General features: G+C 71.4%; 15 protein-coding genes. 11 read left to right on the top strand and 4 right to left on the bottom strand.

Annotated elements, in window-relative coordinates; genetic code table 11:
* Positions 1-2: 2 nt before the first annotated feature.
* Both ACZ6S6_RS13595 and ACZ6S6_RS13590 read right to left on the bottom strand, forming a co-directional pair.
* The gene (locus ACZ6S6_RS13595) at positions 3-788 is read right to left on the bottom strand and encodes a transcriptional regulator (RefSeq protein ID WP_362954922.1); all 786 of its coding nucleotides are present in this window, start codon (positions 786-788) and stop codon (positions 3-5) included.
* Positions 785-1,204, bottom strand: coding sequence for a hypothetical protein (locus ACZ6S6_RS13590; protein ID WP_362954920.1), 420 nt, complete (start codon positions 1,202-1,204; stop codon positions 785-787). The genes ACZ6S6_RS13595 and ACZ6S6_RS13590 overlap by 4 nt, the downstream gene beginning before the upstream one ends.
* 288 nt (positions 1,205-1,492) lie before the next feature.
* On the opposite strand from ACZ6S6_RS13590, the gene hutU reads away from it, so the two are divergent.
* The 4 genes from hutU (at position 1,493) to hutI (ending at position 7,144) form a co-directional block, all read left to right on the top strand.
* A complete protein-coding gene (hutU, locus tag ACZ6S6_RS13585) occupies positions 1,493-3,172 on the top strand; it encodes a urocanate hydratase (protein WP_362954918.1) in 1,680 nt (559 codons plus the stop codon).
* Between the two features lie 41 nt (positions 3,173-3,213).
* Positions 3,214-4,428 (top strand): allantoate amidohydrolase, encoded by a 1,215-nt coding sequence (locus ACZ6S6_RS13580; RefSeq protein ID WP_469705933.1) that lies wholly within the window; start codon positions 3,214-3,216, stop codon positions 4,426-4,428.
* The gene (locus tag ACZ6S6_RS13575) at positions 4,425-5,888 is read left to right on the top strand and encodes a formimidoylglutamate deiminase (protein ID WP_469705716.1); all 1,464 of its coding nucleotides are present in this window, start codon (positions 4,425-4,427) and stop codon (positions 5,886-5,888) included. Before ACZ6S6_RS13580 ends, ACZ6S6_RS13575 begins: the two co-directional genes overlap by 4 nt.
* 68 nt (positions 5,889-5,956) lie before the next feature.
* A complete protein-coding gene (gene hutI, locus ACZ6S6_RS13570) occupies positions 5,957-7,144 on the top strand; it encodes an imidazolonepropionase (RefSeq protein ID WP_469705714.1) in 1,188 nt (395 codons plus the stop codon).
* Positions 7,145-7,233: 89 nt separating this feature from the next.
* On the opposite strand, the gene ACZ6S6_RS13565 is transcribed toward hutI, so the two are convergent.
* Positions 7,234-8,196 (bottom strand): RNA polymerase sigma factor SigF, encoded by a 963-nt coding sequence (locus ACZ6S6_RS13565; protein ID WP_362955240.1) that lies wholly within the window; start codon positions 8,194-8,196, stop codon positions 7,234-7,236.
* A gap of 283 nt (positions 8,197-8,479) precedes the next feature.
* Between ACZ6S6_RS13565 and ACZ6S6_RS13560 the strand changes: the two genes are divergently transcribed.
* From ACZ6S6_RS13560 to ACZ6S6_RS13535, 6 genes are all read left to right on the top strand, one after another.
* Positions 8,480-8,848 (top strand): STAS domain-containing protein, encoded by a 369-nt coding sequence (locus ACZ6S6_RS13560; RefSeq protein ID WP_362954912.1) that lies wholly within the window; start codon positions 8,480-8,482, stop codon positions 8,846-8,848.
* 221 nt (positions 8,849-9,069) lie between these two features.
* The gene (locus ACZ6S6_RS13555; RefSeq protein WP_362954911.1) at positions 9,070-9,609 is read left to right on the top strand and encodes an ATP-binding protein; all 540 of its coding nucleotides are present in this window, start codon (positions 9,070-9,072) and stop codon (positions 9,607-9,609) included.
* 202 nt (positions 9,610-9,811) lie between these two features.
* Entirely contained in the window at positions 9,812-10,471 is a 660-nt protein-coding gene (locus ACZ6S6_RS13550) for a peptidase (RefSeq protein ID WP_362954909.1), read from the top strand.
* Between the two features lie 44 nt (positions 10,472-10,515).
* On the top strand, positions 10,516-11,505 hold the full coding sequence (locus tag ACZ6S6_RS13545) for a COG1470 family protein (protein ID WP_469705710.1): 990 nt from the start codon (positions 10,516-10,518) through the stop codon (positions 11,503-11,505).
* Positions 11,502-12,635 carry a hypothetical protein gene (locus ACZ6S6_RS13540; protein WP_469705707.1) on the top strand — a complete coding sequence of 378 codons (1,134 nt, stop codon included), beginning with the start codon at positions 11,502-11,504 and terminating at the stop codon, positions 12,633-12,635. Before ACZ6S6_RS13545 ends, ACZ6S6_RS13540 begins: the two co-directional genes overlap by 4 nt.
* Before the next feature lie 38 nt (positions 12,636-12,673).
* A complete protein-coding gene (locus tag ACZ6S6_RS13535; protein ID WP_469705932.1) occupies positions 12,674-14,044 on the top strand; it encodes a hypothetical protein in 1,371 nt (456 codons plus the stop codon).
* 102 nt (positions 14,045-14,146) lie between these two features.
* On the opposite strand, the gene ACZ6S6_RS13530 is transcribed toward ACZ6S6_RS13535, so the two are convergent.
* A complete protein-coding gene (locus tag ACZ6S6_RS13530; protein ID WP_469705705.1) occupies positions 14,147-15,643 on the bottom strand; it encodes a peptide MFS transporter in 1,497 nt (498 codons plus the stop codon).
* Between the two features lie 420 nt (positions 15,644-16,063).
* On the opposite strand from ACZ6S6_RS13530, the gene ACZ6S6_RS13525 reads away from it, so the two are divergent.
* Positions 16,064-16,741: a response regulator transcription factor gene (locus ACZ6S6_RS13525; protein WP_362954903.1), complete on the top strand. Its 678-nt coding sequence runs from the start codon at positions 16,064-16,066 to the stop codon at positions 16,739-16,741.
* Positions 16,742-16,747: the final 6 nt, after the last annotated feature.

Raw genomic sequence — 16,747 nt, 5'->3', positions numbered from 1 at the left:
TATCACAGGGCCTCCAACGCGTTTCGGAGCCGGCGCAACAGGGCGACGTCGGGGTCGGCCGTGACCTCGGGCAGCTCGATCCGGGCGGCCGGGCCCGTCGGCAGGCGGACCGCTTCCACCAGCCCGGAGGCGGCCAGCCGCCGTAGGTCGACCAGGGTGTGGAACGCCGATCTGCCCAGCTCCTGGGCGATGTCCGTCGCGGTGCACGCCCCGTCCACGCGCTCCAGTACGCGCTGCTGGCGCGGTGGTACGGGGGAGTCGACCGGGCGGCCGGTCCGTACGAGCGGGGCGCTGTCGGTCACCGCCTCGGGCCAGATCCGGTCCAGCAGCTCCCGGCGCCGGAGCGTCTCGCGCTGCACGGCGTCCACGGGCACGGGGCGGACCGGGCCGATCCAGTGGGCGACCCCGTAACGGAAGCGGGCCGGGGTCGCGGTCGGGGCGAGGGCGAAGAACGCCGCGTCGTACAACGCCCCCAGGTGGCACAGCTCCAGCGCGCCGCCCGCCACCCGGCCGCTGTCCACGAGGTAGCGGCCGACCCGCTGTCCGGCGCCCGCCTGGGCGACCGCGTCCCACCAGCCGTCGCGGTGCAGCGCGCCGCCCCGGGTGAGCAGGACGTCGATACCGGGCGTGGCCGGGCTCTCGGCGTGCACCACCTTGCCGTCGGCGAGGTAGAGGGTGCCCCGGTCGCGCATCAGGGCGCCGGTGGCCCGTTCGTCGGCGAGGCGCTGGAGCATGGGCGAGAGCACGGCGGCGGGGGAGGGGGCGGGCGCGGGGGTGGTCGTTCTCATGCCAGGACCAGCCGCTCGGCCATCTCGCCCAGCCGTATCCGGGCCAGGGCCAGATTGCCCTCCGCGCGGTCCAGCCACAGGTGGAGGAAGACGCTGCTGTCGAAGTCCGTCTCGACGAACCGGAGGATGTGGTACCCGGCCCGGGTGGTGACGATGACGTCCTCGACCGGGGACCCCGTCCCCGTGACGCCCCTGCCGACGGCGGTCGGCGGCTGCGGTAACTCCAGGGCGAAGGCGGGCTGCTCGGCCGCCATCCGTGCCACCTCGGCCGTCTCGGCGGCGGTGGCCTCGTGGTCGCCGTTGGGCGAGTCACCGATGGTGCCGAGAGCGAGACCGCTCGTCCAGTCGACCACGGCGGCACCACGGGCACCGGGCAGTCTCATGACGTCGAGCAGGCACTCGTCGATTCCGGGCACACGGACTCCCCTCCGACACTGTGTGCGGCTGTGACCCAGAGGTTACGCAACGTGCTCACGCCTGGTGGAGGTTCTGGCATTTTCCACAGGTACATGCGGGCGGCGGTGGAAAATGCCCTGCCACACACCGGAAGGAGGCCGTCCGGACATCGCAGGGAGGTCGTCCGAACACCGGAAGGGGCGCCGTCCGGGCGTCGTCCTGGTCCGGGTCGCGCCACCCTGTTGACTGGAGGTATTCAGCCGATCAAGATGTGAATAGAAAATTCACAGTCGCGAGGAGGCATTGCCATGTCAGGACCCCGCCCCGTACGGGCACCGCGCGGTACCGAGCTGAGCGCCCTGGGATGGCAGCAGGAAGCCGCGCTGCGGATGCTGCAGAACAACCTGGACCCCGAGGTCGCCGAGCACCCCGACAAGCTCGTCGTCTACGGCGGCACCGGCAAGGCCGCCCGCGACTGGCGCTCGTTCGACGCGATGGTGCGCACGCTCCGGACGCTCAAGCAGGACGAGACGATGCTCGTCCAGTCCGGGCGCCCCGTCGGCGTCATGCAGACGCACGAGTGGGCCCCGCGGGTCCTGATCGCCAACTCCAACCTCGTCGGCGACTGGGCGAACTGGGAGGAGTTCCGCCGCCTGGAGGCGCTCGGGCTCACCATGTACGGCCAGATGACCGCCGGATCGTGGATCTACATCGGCACCCAGGGCATCCTTCAGGGCACGTACGAGACGTTCGCCGCCGTCGCCGCGAAGCTGCACTCGATCGGCAAAGGGGTCGGCGGGACGCTGGCCGGGACGATCACGCTGACCGCCGGGCTCGGCGGCATGGGCGGCGCCCAGCCCCTCGCCGTGACGATGAACGACGGCGTCGCGATCTGTATCGACTGCGACCCGCGCGCCATCGAGCGCCGCATCGAGCACCGCTTCCTGGACGTGCGGGCCGACTCCCTGGAGCACGCGCTCCAGCTCGCGGTCGAGGCACGGGACGCCCGCAAGCCGCTCTCCATCGGGCTGCTCGGCAACGCCGCGGAGCTGCTGCCCCGGATGCTCGCCGAGGGCGCCCCCGTCGACATCGTCACCGACCAGACCAGCGCGCACGACCCGCTCGCCTATCTGCCGCTCGGGGTCGACTTCGACGACATGGCCGACTACGCCACCGAGAAGCCCGCCGACTTCACCCTGCGCGCCCGTGAGTCGATGGCGAAGCACGTCGAGGCGATGGTCGGCTTCATGGACGCGGGCGCCGAGGTCTTCGACTACGGCAACTCCATCCGCGGCGAGGCCAAGCTCGCGGGCTACGGGCGGGCCTTCGACTTCCCGGGCTTCGTGCCCGCGTACATCCGGCCGCTCTTCTGCGAGGGCAAGGGCCCCTTCCGCTGGGCGGCCCTGTCCGGCGAGGCGTCCGACATCCACAAGACCGACAAGGCGATGCTCGAACTCTTCCCGGAGAACGAGTCGCTGCACCGCTGGATCAAGATGGCCGGCGAGCGCGTCCAGTTCCAGGGGCTGCCCGCCCGTATCTGCTGGCTCGGCTACGGCGAGCGGGACCGGGCCGGCGAGCGGTTCAACGACATGGTGGCGAGCGGTGAGCTGGCCGCGCCGCTGGCCATCGGGCGCGACCACCTGGACTGCGGCTCCGTGGCCTCCCCCTACCGGGAGACCGAGGCCATGCTCGACGGGTCCGACGCGATCGCCGACTGGCCGCTGCTGAACGCGATGGTCAACGTGGCGTCGGGGGCGTCCTGGGTCTCCATCCACCACGGCGGCGGCGTGGGCATGGGCCGCTCCATCCACGCGGGCCAGGTGACGGTGGCCGACGGGACGAAGCTGGCCGGCGAGAAGATCCGCCGGGTGCTGACCAACGACCCCGGCATGGGCGTCATCCGGCACGTGGACGCCGGGTACGACATCGCGGAGTCGGTCGCCGCGGACAAGGACGTGCGGGTGCCGATGCGGGAGGGCGAGGCGTGACGGCGCCGCGCGGACCCCGGTCGACCCTGTCCTTCCAGGATATGTGGCGGGAGCTCGCTCCCATCGGACGGCACCCGGACAGCGGCGGCTACCGCCGTTACGCCTGGACCTCCGCCGACACCGACTGCCGTACGTGGTTCCGGGCGCAGGCCGAGGCGCGCGGGCTGGCCCTCGAGACCGACCGCAACGGCAACCAGTGGGCCTGGCTCGGTGACCCCCTGGCCGGGGACGCCGTCGTCACCGGGTCGCACCTCGACTCGGTGCCGGACGGCGGCGCCTTCGACGGGCCGCTCGGTGTCGTCTCCTCCTTCGCCGCGCTCGATGAACTGCGCGGCAGGGGAGTGGAGTTCACCCGGCCGCTGGCGATCACCAACTTCGGTGACGAGGAGGGCGCCCGCTTCGGCCTCGCCTGCGTCGGCTCCCGGCTCGCCGCCGGGCAGCTGACCGTCGAGGCCGCGCACCGGCTCCGGGACGGGGACGGTGTCACGCTCCCGCAGGCCATGGAGGCGGCCGGGTACGACCCCGGCGGCATCGGGCCGGACCCCGAACGGCTCGCCCGGATCGGCGCGTTCGTCGAGCTCCACGTCGAACAGGGCCGCGCCCTCGACCTCACCGGCGACCCCGTAGGCATCGCCTCCGCGATCTGGCCGCACGGACGCTGGCGGTTCGACTTCCGGGGCGAGGCCAACCACGCGGGCACCACCCGGCTCGCCGACCGGCGCGACCCGATGCTCACGTACGCCGAGACGGTGCTGGCTGCCCGCCGGGAGGCGGAGCTGGCCGGCGCCCTCGCCACCTTCGGCAAGATCGCCGTCGAGCCGAACGGCGTCAACGCCATCCCCTCCCTCGTGCGCGGCTGGCTCGACTCCCGGGCCGCCGACCAGGACACCCTGGACACCGTCGTCACCGGGATCGAGCGGGCCGCCCGGGAACACGCCGAACGGGCCGGTATCGATCTCGACGTCGTACGGGAGTCCTTCACGCCGGTGGTGGAGTTCCAGCACGCCCTGCGCGACGAGCTGGGCACGATTTTGAAGGGTGCCGCCACCCGTGGGGACGGCCGCGCCGTCCCCGTACTCGGCACCGGAGCGGGACACGATGCGGGTATTTTGTCCGCTTCGGTCCCTACCGCCATGCTGTTCGTCCGGAACCCCACCGGGATCTCGCACTCGCCGGCCGAGCACGCCGACGAGGACGACTGCGTGGCCGGGGTGATCGCACTCGCCGATGTACTGGAAGGTCTCGCGTGCCGATGACGACGGAGCCGACGAAGGTCCCCGCAACAGGGTCCGCGAAAGTCCCCGCGAAAGTCCCCGAGAAGGTCCCCGCGACGGAGCCGGAAGCCGGGCCGGCGGGCAGGCCCGGCACCGTGACGTACTGGCTCTCCCATGCCTGGCTCGGCACCCATGTCGAACCGGGTGTCGTCCTGGAGGTGGCCGACGGGCTGATCGCCGGGGTGCGGACCGGGGCCGACTCCCCGCCGCCCGGCGCCACCGTGCTGCGCGGGCTCACCCTGCCCGGTCTCGCCAACACCCACTCGCACGCCTTCCACCGCGCCCTGCGCTCCACCGTCCAGGTCGGCTCGGGCACCTTCTGGACCTGGCGCGACACCATGTACCAGATCGCGTCCAGGCTCACCCCCGACACCTACTACGAACTGGCCCGTGCGGTGTACGCCGAGATGGCGCTGGCCGGCATCACCGCGGTGGGCGAATTCCACTATCTGCACCACGCGCCCGGCGGCACCCCGTACAGCGACCCGAACGCGATGGGCGCGGCCCTGATCGCGGCCGCGCGCGAGGCCGGCATCCGGATCACCCTGCTGGACACCGCCTACCTCGCCGCCGGGTTCGGCCGCAGGCCCTCCCAGTACCTGAAACCCGACCACCACCAGCTGCGCTTCTCCGACACCACCGCCGACGCCTGGGCCGAGCGCGCCTCCCTCCTCAAGGGCGACGAGCACGCCCTGATCGGCGCCGCCGTCCACTCCGTGCGCGCCGTGCCCGCGGCCCAGCTCGCCACCGTCGCGGCGTGGGCGCGGGAGAGGCAGGCGCCGCTCCACGTCCACCTCTCCGAGCAGACCGCGGAGAACGACGCCTGCCTCGCCGTCCACGGCTGCACTCCCACCCGGCTCCTCGCCGACCACGGGGTACTCGGCCCGCGTACCACCGGCGTCCACAACACCCATCTCACCGGCGAGGACATCGCGCTGATCGGCTCCACGGCCACCGGCACCTGCATGTGCCCGACCACCGAACGCGATCTCGCCGACGGCATCGGCCCCGCCGTCGCCCTCCAGCGCGCCGGCTCCCCGCTGTCGCTCGGCAGCGACAGCCACGCCGTGATCGACCTCTTCGAGGAGGCCCGCGCGATGGAGCTCAACGAGCGCCTGCGCACCCGGGCCCGCGGCCACTGGACCGCCTCCGCGCTGCTGCGCGCCGCCTCCGTGGACGGCCATGCCGCGCTCGGCCGGCCCGACGCGGGCATCCTCGAACCGGGCGCGCCCGCCGACCTCGCGACCATCGCCCTGGACTCCGTCAGAACAGCGGGGCCGGTCCCCAGGCTGGCCGCCGAGACAGCCGTATTCGCCGCCTCCGCGGCCGATGTGCGCCATACGGTGGTCGCCGGACGGCACATCGTGCGCGACGGACAGCACACGCTGGTCCCCGACGTCCCCGCGGCACTCGCGAAGGCCATCGCGGCCCTGCACCGCTGAGCGCTCCCCGGGAGCCGCCCGGCCCCGCGCCCCCGCCGAAGCCGACACGCAAGGAGAGCAGTCCCCCGATGACGACGACCGCCATCACCCACATCGCCGCGCTGGTCACCAACGACCCCTCCCTCGGTGACGATTCCCCCCTCGGACTGATCCAGGACGCGGCCGTCGTCATCGAGGGCGACCGGGTCGTCTGGACCGGTGAATCCAGCAAAGCACCCGCCACTGACAACGCCGTCGACGCGGCCGGCCGGGCCGTGATCCCGGGCTTCGTCGACTCCCACTCGCACCTCCTCTTCGCGGGCGACCGCACCCAGGAGTTCAACGCCCGGATGTCCGGCCGGGCCTACAGCGCGGGCGGCATCCGCACCACCGTCGCCGCCACCCGCGCCGCCACCGACGAGGAGCTCGACGCCAACGTCGCCCGCTACCTCGGCGAGGCGCTGCGCCAGGGCACCACGACCTTCGAGACCAAGTCCGGCTACGGCCTCACCGTCCAGGACGAGGCCCGCGCCCTGCGCATCGCCGCCCGGCACACCGACGAGGTCACCTTCCTTGGCGCCCACATCGTCTCCCCGGACTACGCGGACGACCCGGCCGGCTATGTCGACCTGGTCACCGGTCCGATGCTCGACGCCTGCGCCCCGTACGCCCGTTGGATCGACGTCTTCTGCGAGAAGGGCGCCTTCGACGGCGACCAGGCGCGTGCCGTCCTCACCGCCGGCCGCGCCAAGGGCCTGCACCCCCGCGTCCACGCCAACCAGCTCGGCCACGGCCCCGGCGTCCAGCTCGCCGTGGAACTCGACGCGGCGTCCGCCGACCACTGCACCCACCTCACCGACGCGGACATCGACGCCCTGGCCCAGTCCGCCACCGTCGCCACGCTGCTTCCGGGCGCCGAGTTCTCCACCCGCGCCGCCTGGCCCGACGCCCGCCGCATCCTCGACGCGGGCGCCACCGTCGCGCTCTCCACCGACTGCAACCCGGGCTCCTCGTTCACCTCGTCCATGCCGTTCTGCATCGCACTCGCCGTGCGCGACATGGGCATGACCCCCGACGAGGCCCTCTGGTCCGCCACCGCGGGCGGCGCCGCGGCGCTGCGGCGTACCGACATCGGGCGCATCGCTCCCGGCGCCCGCGCCGACCTGGTCGTCCTCGACGCACCCAGCCATGTCCACCTCGCCTACCGGCCCGGCGTACCGCTGGTGCACGAGGTCTGGCGGGGCGGCGAGCGCACCGGCGCCCGGCGCCGCGGCTGACTCACCTCGGCAAACGCGGAAGGACCTGCCCTTTTCCGGGGCAGGTCCTTTGTCCGGCAGTCCTCGCGAGCGCGCTGCGAGGTGCCCGCTCATTCCTCCAGTGTCAGGCCCTTGCGGAGCTTGACCAGGGTGCGGGAGAGCAGCCGCGAGACGTGCATCTGCGAGATACCGAGCTCCTCGCCGATCTCCGACTGCGTCATGTTGGCGACGAAGCGGAGCGAGAGGATGGTCCGGTCGCGGCCGGGCAGCGAGGCGATCAGCGGCTTCAGGGACTCGACGTACTCGATGCCTTCGAGTCCGTGGTCCTCGTAGCCGATCCGGTCGGCCAGCGCGCCGTCGTTCTCGTCCTCCTCGGGCTTGGCGTCCAGCGAGCTCGCGGTGTACGCGTTGCTCGCGGCCATGCCTTCGACGACTTCTTCGTTGCTGATGCCCAGGCGGTCGGCGAGCTCGCCCACGGTGGGCGCGCGGTCCAGCTGCTGGGCGAGCTCGTCGCCCGCCTTGGCCAGGTCGAGCCGGAGCTCTTGCAGGCGGCGCGGCACGCGCACGGACCAGCTGGTGTCGCGGAAGAAGCGCTTGATCTCGCCGACGATGGTCGGCATCGCGAAGGTCGGGAACTCGACGCCGCGGCTGAGCTCGAACCGGTCGATCGCCTTGATCAGGCCGATGGTGCCGACCTGGATGATGTCCTCCATCGGTTCGCTGCGGGAGCGGAACCGGGAGGCGGCGAACTTGACCAGGGCCATGTTCAGCTCGACGAGCGTGTTGCGTACGTAGGAGTACTCGTGGGTGCCCTCTTCGAGGGATTCGAGCCGGGCGAAGAGCGTCTTGGAGAGCGCCCTGGCGTCCAGCGGCCCCATCTCGGAGGAGGGCGGGATCTCGGGAAGCTCCGCGAGCTCGCCGGTGGTGCCTTCGGTGTCGCTGTGGTCACTGCTGGTGGTGCTGTCGCGCGTACCGTCCAGGACGGCCGCGGCAGGGGAGTCTGATTCGGTCAGTCCCTGAGGACATGCTGACGTCGCGTTGTGGGTACGCGGTTCGTCGAGCCGGGGTGACATGGTCTCCTCCATCGTTCTCGGCATATGGCTGCCGATGCCCATACGTGTTCCTGCGGTGAAGCGGCGCCTCCAAAGCCGGCCATGTTTTGGGTGTCCCCCTACCCTTACCCGGTCCTTGCGGGTCGTTACAAGCTCCAATTACCGCTATATGTCCGGTTTGTTGAGGTCTTCGGCTACCGCGTGGCGCACGGAACGCGTACTGTTTTAAGAACGTCAGCGACAGGTGCAACACATCTGCACGCACAGTGATGCAGACAGTGACGATCGGTGAAGAGGGACGGGCATGGACCGCGGGACGGTCGGCAGCGCGAACCGGGGTCGGCTTCAGGTCGAGGCCCGGACCGTGGGCCGCAGTGAGGTTGTGACGCCGGTGGGCGAGCTCGATCACCACACGGCCGATCTGCTGCGTGAGCCTCTGGAGAGCGCGGTCGAGCAAGGGCGTGTGCGCCTGGTGGTGGACTGCTCGCAACTCGAATTCTGTGATTCCACCGGGCTGAACGTGCTGCTCGGTGCCCGCCTCAAGGCGGAGGCGGCCGGGGGAGGGGTCCATTTGGCCGGAATGCTGCCAGTGGTGGCGCGGGTATTCGAGATCACCGGGGCCGAGGCGGTTTTCACCGTTCACGGCTCCCTCGAAGAGGCCCTGGACGACTGATCGTGGTGCGTTCCACCACCCCCGCGACCTCATGTGTTGCGCGCGTCACGCGATCCGCGTAGGCGAAGTGGGTGTTGTCACGATTCGGCCGGGCAGGAGACCCCCCGGCGAGCCCTCGGCGAGCCGCACGCTCCGTATCCGTCCGGTGCCTGTATCGGTGTCCGTATCTGTATCTGTATCTGTTCGATGGCGACATGGTGAATCGGTGAGGTGAAGCGCTGATGAGCACCACCCGGCAGCATCCGCCGGGCGACCTCGGCCGCGAGCCGGAGGGCGCAGGCGTGGGTGCACGTACCGACGCGGGCACACGCGCGGACGCGGGCGCCGGCGCTTCCTGCGACGGGTCCGCCGGGCGGCAGTGGCGCACGCTGTCGCTGCGGCAGGTCAGCGGCATCGTGCCGACGGCCCGCGATTTCGCCCGTCAGGCGCTCCACGACTGGGGCTGGCTCCCCGCCTCGACCGCCGACCGCCGTGCGGCCGCCGAGGACGTCCTGCTGGTCGTCTCCGAGCTGGTCACCAACGCGTGCCTGCACGCGGAGGGCCCCGACGAGCTCCGTATCGCGTGCACGCCGAAGGCGCTGCGGGTCGAGGTCGTCGACGGCGGTGCGGGACAGCCCGCGCCGCGTACCCCGCACCGGGCCGGCCGGCCCGGCGGGCACGGCATGTTCATCGTGCAGCGGCTCTGCCTTGACTGGGGAGTCGTACGGGTGCCGGGCGCACCCGGCAAGACCGTCTGGGCGGAGCTGGCCGCCCCCGCATAGCCGCACGCGGGTTTCCCCGCCCGCCCAAGGGCCATACCCCCTGGGCCCCACGCCCCTCGAAGAGCGCGCCGGATCGGCGCGCTCTTTGTCTTCCCTCCACAAGGCGCCGGGCGTACCTTGAGCGCCCAATCTGATGTGTCGTCAGCTATTTGGGCCGCGCGGAAGCGGCGCACGGCGACTCCCGGCATGAGGGGAATTCGAGGTGTCGTACCAGAAGCGAACAGCTCTCGCGCTGGCGTCCGGACTGGCGGGGGCGGTGGTGCTGATGGCCGCGCCCGCCGCTCACGCGACGGTCGTTGACGTCAACTACAAGTGCAAGACCCCGATCGGGGACAAGGCCGCCGTGTCGCCCATCGACATCAAGAGCGTCAAGAGCGGCAGCGCCTACAAGCTCACGATGTCCTTCCAGAAGGGCGTCTCCTCCAGCCCGGTCGAACTGGGCAAGGGGGCGATGAACCCCAGCGCGGTCATCAAGGTGGGCGGCGCCGACCCGGGCCAGGTCCAGGTGGCAGGAGCGGCCAACTCCGCCGCGATCCCCGCCAACAGCCCCATCAAGATCAGTGATCTGTCGGGGACGTACACCCCGAAGAAGAGCGGGAAGGTCGACTTCACCGCCGGAGTGCTGACCATCAAGGCACTCGGTACGACGACGACCTGCACCCCGTCCAACAACCCGGGCCCCTCGCTCTCCCTCGACGTCCAGGCCGCGGGCGGCAGCGCACCGGACACCGGCGGCTCGCTGCCGAAGACCGGCCCGCTCGACTCGGCGGTGGCGCTCGGCACGCTCGGCGGCACGGTGCTGCTGACCGGCGCGGCCGGAGCGCTGTGGCTGACCAGGCGCGGGCAGCGGGCCACGGGCTGACACCCCGCGAACCGCCGCCGCCGTCACGCACCAGGGAGCCGCCCATGCCGCCGTTGACCGGTCACGCCACCCGATCCGCCCTTGCCGTACCGCTGCTCGCCGCCCTGTGGTGGGCCGCCCCCATGACCGCGCCGGCCGGTGCCACCGAGCACCCGGCCGCCCCGGCGTGGACGGCGCAGCCCGCGGCGAACGGGGCCGGCGGCAGACCGTACTTCTACCTGGAGGGCCTGCCCGGCAGCGTCCTCCAGGACCGCCTCTCGGTCACCAACCCGGGTCCGGAGCCGGTGACCGTACGGCTGCGCGGCGCCGACGCGTACAACACCGCGAAGGGCGGCTTCGCGGTACGCGGCGCGCAGGGCTCCACCGGCACCGGGGCCTGGCTGCGGACGGCCACCACCAAGGTGACCGTGCCCGGCCGGACCCGCGCGGAGGTGCCCGTCTCCGTCACCGTGCCCCAGGACGCGCTGCCCGGTGACCACCCGGGCGCGATCGTTGCCGAGAGCGGCGGCCGCTCGGTGGGCGTCCGGGTCCAGCTGCGGGTCGGCGGGCCGACACTGGCCGCGCTCACGGTCGAGGACGTCACGGTGTCCGGGCGGACCATCCACTACACGCTGGTCAACCGGGGCAACGCGGTCCTCGCGCCCCGGCTCGCCGTCAGCGCCGACGGGTTGTTCGGCGCCCTGCTGCGACGCGACGCCCGCACCTTGCCCGTCGAGCTGCTGCCCGGACAGCGGGTACGGCTCACCGAACCGTGGCGGGACACCCCCGCCCTGGACTCCGCCACCGTCCGGCTGCGCGTCACGGCGGCGGGCGGCGCGCACGGCGAGGCCACCGCCTCGGCGCTCTTCGTCCCGTGGGTGCCGGTGACCGGGGGCGCGCTGCTGCTCCTGGCCGCGGCCGCCGCGGGCACGTACGCCCACCGGCGCGGGCGAGGAGCACGGCGGAGCGGGCACGACGACGGGCCCGTCCCGTCCCCTGACCATCAACGGCATTCCGACGAGAGGCACTTGGTGAAGGCGGGAGCGGAATCGTGACTGGACGGACCGGACCGGCGGCACTCCGGAGCGGCGGCCGAGGGCGGGCGGCCCCGCTGTTCGCCGCACTGCTGGCCGCGATACTGCCCGCCCTGCTGCTGACCGCGGCCGGCGCCCACGCCACCGGCCGCAGCGCGGCGGACCCGAAACCGGCGGTCACGCTCTCCGAGAAGCAGGCGGGCAAGGGCGGCGAGATCACCGTCAAGGGCAGCGGCTGGCGGGCGGACACCCTGCTGATGATGCTGGTCTGCGGGCAGTCCAGCCCCGCCCGCGGCGTGATCGGCGGCACCAACTCCTGCGCCAACGCGGACGGCCGCGCCGTCACCACCGACTCCAAGGGCGCGTTCGCCAAGAAGCTTCCGGTCGCGGAGCCGCCCGCGCCCTGCCCCTGCGTGGTGCACGTCGCCACGGTCACCGGGGACCAGGCCGTGGCCGACGCGGTGTTCGTCGTCGCCGGACACCCTGTCGCCGCACTGCCCGAGCAGGACGGCGACGGGAAGCTCGCCGTCCTCGCCACCACCCGGCTGGAGGGCGACAGCGGGATCCTCACCTGGTTCGGCGCCCCGGCATCGCGCCGTCTCGTCCTCACCGTCGGCAATCTGGGCTCCGCCGCGGTCAAGGACCCGGTCTTCCAGGTCGGCACCGCACACGGCGTCTACGCCCCGCAGTGGGAGGAGCGGCAGTGGCGCGGCACCATCGAGCCCGGCCGCAAGGCGCGGATCGAGCTGCCCGTCGAGCTGACGGCGGGCGCCCACGGCGACTACCAGGTCTCGCTGAAGTACGGCACGAAGGTGCTGGCCGAACAGCCGTGGGGAGTCGGCCGCCCGTGGGGCGTGACGCTCTTCTGGATCCTGCTCTGCCTCGTCGTGCCCGCCGCCGTGTTCCGTATCGGCATGGCGGTCGTCGACAAGGTGCGCCCGCGCTCCGCGCACGCGGCGGCCCGCTCGCGCCGTGGCCCCGACCGGTTCGCCGATGTGACAGCCCGGTTGCCGAGGCTGCGGCGAGCGCCCGCGCCGTCCGAGGGCCCCGCGCCCGCGACGGCCCCGAGCACCACCACGGCCGCGCTGCCGTGGTTCACCCCTGATTCCGCACCGTCAGAGCACAGACCGACGACGAAGGGACATTCGTGAGTACGCAACGCAGGACGGTCGCGGCGGGAGTCGCGATGATGATCGGCGGGGCGGGCATGCTGCTGGCCGCCGGCCCGGCCCAGGCCGCCGACATCTCGTACAAGACGGAGTGCAAACCCCCTGCCATCTCCGGACTGCCGCCCGTCGAGGGCACCACCCAGGTGCAGCTGACCGCACCCGCCGAGGCGAAGGTCGGGGACACCGTCGAGGTGGTGTGGAAGACGGTCAAGGGCGCTTCCGACAACCCCGATGTCCTCGATCTGGAGAAGGACACCGTCAAGCCGACCGGCACCATCAAGCTGGGCGGCGCCGCGACCGGCGACCTGAAGATGGAGGGGCCGCGGGAGAACCCGGCGATCCCCAAGAAGAGTCCGATGATCATGTCGGACATGAAGGGCTCGCTGAAGCTGGAGAAGGCGGGTGATCTGACGCTGACGCCGGACGCGTACAACCTCAACGTCTCCAAGCCGATCTCCACGGACACCAAGTGCACCCCGAAGGAGACGGTCAAGCCGGGCGCGACGATCAAGGTCTCGGACGGCGGCGGAAGCACGGCCGGCGGTACGGACGCCGGGGGGACGACCACCGGAGGTACGACGGCCGGGGGCACGACCGACGGCGGTACGGACGCGGGCGGCACCACGGCCACGGGCGGCACCACGGCCACGGGCGGCACCACGACCTCCGGTGGTACGACAGCCGGTGGTACGGACGCCGGCGGCTCCACCGCGGGCTCCGGCGGCAGCGGCGGCGCCACGGACTTCCCGGGCAAGGAAGTCGTCGTGAACTACACCTGCCAGTCGCCCGGCCCGTCGGACGGCATCGCCACCAAGGTGACGATCAACGCCAAGAAGAACGGCGGGAGTTACGCGCTCACGGTGAAGACCGCCAAGGGTGTGATGGACAGCCCTGCCGACCTGCCCGCGGGCGCGCTCAAACCGTCCATGCAGATCGTCATCGGCGGCTCCGACAAGGGCTCCGTCAAGGCCACCGGGCCGGCGAACCCCGAGCCCCTGAAGATAAACAAGCCGGTCAGCCTGACCGACATGACCGGCACGTACAAGCCGGGCGCCTCCGGCAAGTCCACGCTCACCCCCGGCAATCTGACGATCGACGTCACGCTGGGCACCTCGAAGATCAACATCCCCTGCACGGTCAAGGGCGCCGTGAAGGCGTCACTTGAACTCGACACCACCGCCCAGGAAGGCGGTGCGTCCGGCGGTGACACCGCGGGCTCCGGCGGAGCGGCGGCGGGCGGCGGCACGGCCTCCGGCGGCGGGCTCGCGGCCACCGGCGCCGAGGACAACGGCGCCCTGCGCGCGCTCGGCCTGGTCGCCGGCACGGCGATCCTGCTGGGCGGCGCGGTGTTCACGTTCACCCCGTGGCGCAGGCTGAGGTCCGGCCGGTGAGCTGAGTCCCGCACGGCACGACGCAAGGGGCCTTCGCACCGAACGGCGCGAAGGCCCCTTCCGCATGCATGGAACCGCGAGGTCAGTCATGGAACCGCATGGTCAGTTCGCGTCGCCCATGAGCCTCGTGACCTTCCTGCGGTACATCCAGATGCCGAAGCCGGCGACGACCGCGAGTACCGCCTCGACCGCGACGGCGGCCGAGGTGTTCAGGTTGACGTCGAGCTGCGGGGACGTGAGCAGGCCGGTCAGGGAGTCGCCCGCGGTGACCGCGAGGAACCAGACACCCATCATCTGGGAGCTGTACTTCGCCGGGGCCATCTTCGTGGTGACCGACAGGCCGACCGGCGAGAGGCAGAGCTCCGCGACGGTCTGGATGAAGTAGATCGCCACCAGCCACATCGGGCTGACCCTGCCGCCGTTGGCCGCGGTGTCGATCAGCGGGATCATGAAGACGACGAACGAGATACCGATCAGCGTGAGGCTGGAGGCGAACTTGACGGCGGTGCTCGGCTCCTTGCCGCGCTTGTTCAGCCACAGCCACGCCGAGGCGACCACGGGGGCCGCCGCCATGATGAAGACCGGGTTCAGCGACTGGTACCAGGACGTGGGGAAGTGGAACCCGAACAGGCTGTTCGTGGTCGAGTTCTCACCGAAGATCGACAGGGTCGAGCCGTTCTGGTCGTAGATCATCCAGAAGACGGCGGCGACCACGAAGAACCAGATGTAGCCCGAGAGCTTGGACTGCTCGGTCTCCGTCAGCTCCTTGTCGCGCTTCATCCGGACCAGGACCGCGACCGGGATGACCAGACCGGCGATGGTGATCGGCAGCAGCGCCCAGTCGGCGAAGTTGCCGGTGACGGCGAGCAGACCGTAGAAGACCGTCGCGACGATCAGCCAGACCAGGCCCTTGCGCAGGACGGAGCTCTTCTCCTGCGCCGTCGCCGGAGTGGCGACGACGTCGCTCTCCCGGCTCAGATGGCGCGAGCCGAGCAGGAACTGGGCGAGGCCCAGCGCCATGCCGACCGCGGCGAGCGCGAAGCCGAAGTGCCAGTTGACCTTCTCGCCGATGGTCCCGATGGACAGCGGGGCGAGGAAGGCGCCGAGGTTGATCCCGATGTAGAAGAGCGTGAAGCCACCGTCACGGCGCGGGTCCTTCGGACCGTCGTAGAGGTGGCCGACCATCGTGGAGATGTTCGCCTTGAGCAGGCCGGAGCCGATCGCGACGAGGGCCAGACCCACGAAGAACGTCGCCGGGTTGGGCACAGCAAGCGTGATGTGGCCGAGGATGACGACACCGCCACCGATGGCGACCGTCTTGCGCGGCCCCCAGAAGCGGTCGGCCATCCAGCCGCCGGGCATGGCGAGCAGGTAGACCATCGCCATGTAGACGGAGTAGATCGCCGTCGCCGTGGTGGCACTCATGTGCATGCCGCCGGGGGCGATCAGGTACAGCGGGAGCAGTGCCTTCATGCCGTAGAAGCTGTAGCGCTCCCACATCTCGGTCATGAAGAGCGTGGCCAGGCCGCGGGGGTGGCCGAGGAAGGTCTTCTCTGCACCAGGGGGACTGGAGGGGTCCTTCGTCAGGCTGGACGCCATGATCGATCCTTGCTTGCTCGGGACGCGGCGCCTCGTGCGGCGGTACGCGCCCGGTGGGGGGAGGCCGGCACCGACGCGGGTACGCCCACCACGTCGGGATCCACGCCCGGCGCCTTCATTGGCGTTCCGGGCCCGGCCCACAGGTCATTCACTGAGAACTCCGGACTGGCGGGTACCAGCCCTGCACACAAAAGAGACCCCGGGCGCTAATAGCTGCCCAAAGGTCTTTGAGTAGTGCAACAGGCGTTGAGACACCATACGACACGACAGAACCGGATATGAAAGGACTTGAGACATGAATCACAGGCCAGGGTGGGATCACACTCCCATATTCGAAGGTCCGGTCGTGAGCAGGGCGCAGACCCGCAGGGCTTTTGGATCACCTCACTCCTAGTCCGCTCCGCGGACTACCATCACTCCATGACCCGTGTACTGCTCGCCGAGGACGACGCATCCATCTCGGAGCCATTGGCCCGCGCCCTGCGTCGGGAGGGTTACGAGGTCGAGGTCCGCGAAGACGGTCCGACCGCTCTCGACGCCGGCCTCCAGGGCGGCATCGACCTGGTCGTACTCGACCTGGGGCTGCCCGGGATGGACGGCCTCGAAGTCGCCCGCAGGCTCCGCGCCGAGGGCCACACCGTGCCGGTCCTGGTGTTGACCGCCCGCGCCGACGAGGTCGACACGGTCGTCGGCCTCGACGCCGGCGCCGACGACTACGTCACCAAGCCCTTCCGGCTGGCCGAACTCCTGGCCCGGGTCCGGGCGCTGCTGCGCCGCGGGGCCACCGAGCCCGTCGCGCAGCCCGCCACCCACGGGGTCAGGATCGACGTCGAGTCGCACCGGGCCTGGATGGGCGAGGAGGAACTCCAGCTCACCGCCAAGGAATTCGACCTGCTGCGGGTCCTGGTCCGCGACGCGGGCCGGGTCGTCACCCGCGACCAGCTGATGCGCGAGGTCTGGGACACCACCTGGTGGTCGTCCACCAAGACGCTCGACATGCACATCTCCTGGCTCCGCAAGAAGCTCGGGGACGACGCCGCCAATCCGCGCTACATCGCCACCGTCCGGGGCGTCGGCTTCCGCTTCGAGAAGAGCTGACGTACA

This window comes from Streptomyces sp. NPDC048671 (assembly GCF_055587045.1).
The sequence above is the reverse complement of the archived record's forward strand: the minus strand, read 5'-3'. Positions and strand labels throughout refer to the sequence as shown.

Bases quoted from the DNA above. Each gene is read 5' to 3' on its own strand.
- ACZ6S6_RS13595 (WP_362954922.1), bottom strand. From the start codon at position 788: ATGAGAACGACCACCCCCGCGCCCGCCCCCTCCCCCGCCGCCGTGCTC.
- hutU (WP_362954918.1), top strand. From the start codon at position 1,493: ATGTCAGGACCCCGCCCCGTACGGGCACCGCGCGGTACCGAGCTGAGC.
- ACZ6S6_RS13580 (WP_469705933.1), top strand. From the start codon at position 3,214: ATGTGGCGGGAGCTCGCTCCCATCGGACGGCACCCGGACAGCGGCGGC.
- ACZ6S6_RS13575 (WP_469705716.1), top strand. From the start codon at position 4,425: ATGACGACGGAGCCGACGAAGGTCCCCGCAACAGGGTCCGCGAAAGTC.
- hutI (WP_469705714.1), top strand. From the start codon at position 5,957: ATGACGACGACCGCCATCACCCACATCGCCGCGCTGGTCACCAACGAC.
- ACZ6S6_RS13565 (WP_362955240.1), bottom strand. From the start codon at position 8,196: ATGTCACCCCGGCTCGACGAACCGCGTACCCACAACGCGACGTCAGCA.
- ACZ6S6_RS13560 (WP_362954912.1), top strand. From the start codon at position 8,480: ATGGACCGCGGGACGGTCGGCAGCGCGAACCGGGGTCGGCTTCAGGTC.
- ACZ6S6_RS13555 (WP_362954911.1), top strand. From the start codon at position 9,070: ATGAGCACCACCCGGCAGCATCCGCCGGGCGACCTCGGCCGCGAGCCG.
- ACZ6S6_RS13545 (WP_469705710.1), top strand. From the start codon at position 10,516: ATGCCGCCGTTGACCGGTCACGCCACCCGATCCGCCCTTGCCGTACCG.
- ACZ6S6_RS13535 (WP_469705932.1), top strand. From the start codon at position 12,674: ATGATCGGCGGGGCGGGCATGCTGCTGGCCGCCGGCCCGGCCCAGGCC.
- ACZ6S6_RS13530 (WP_469705705.1), bottom strand. From the start codon at position 15,643: ATGGCGTCCAGCCTGACGAAGGACCCCTCCAGTCCCCCTGGTGCAGAG.
- ACZ6S6_RS13525 (WP_362954903.1), top strand. From the start codon at position 16,064: ATGACCCGTGTACTGCTCGCCGAGGACGACGCATCCATCTCGGAGCCA.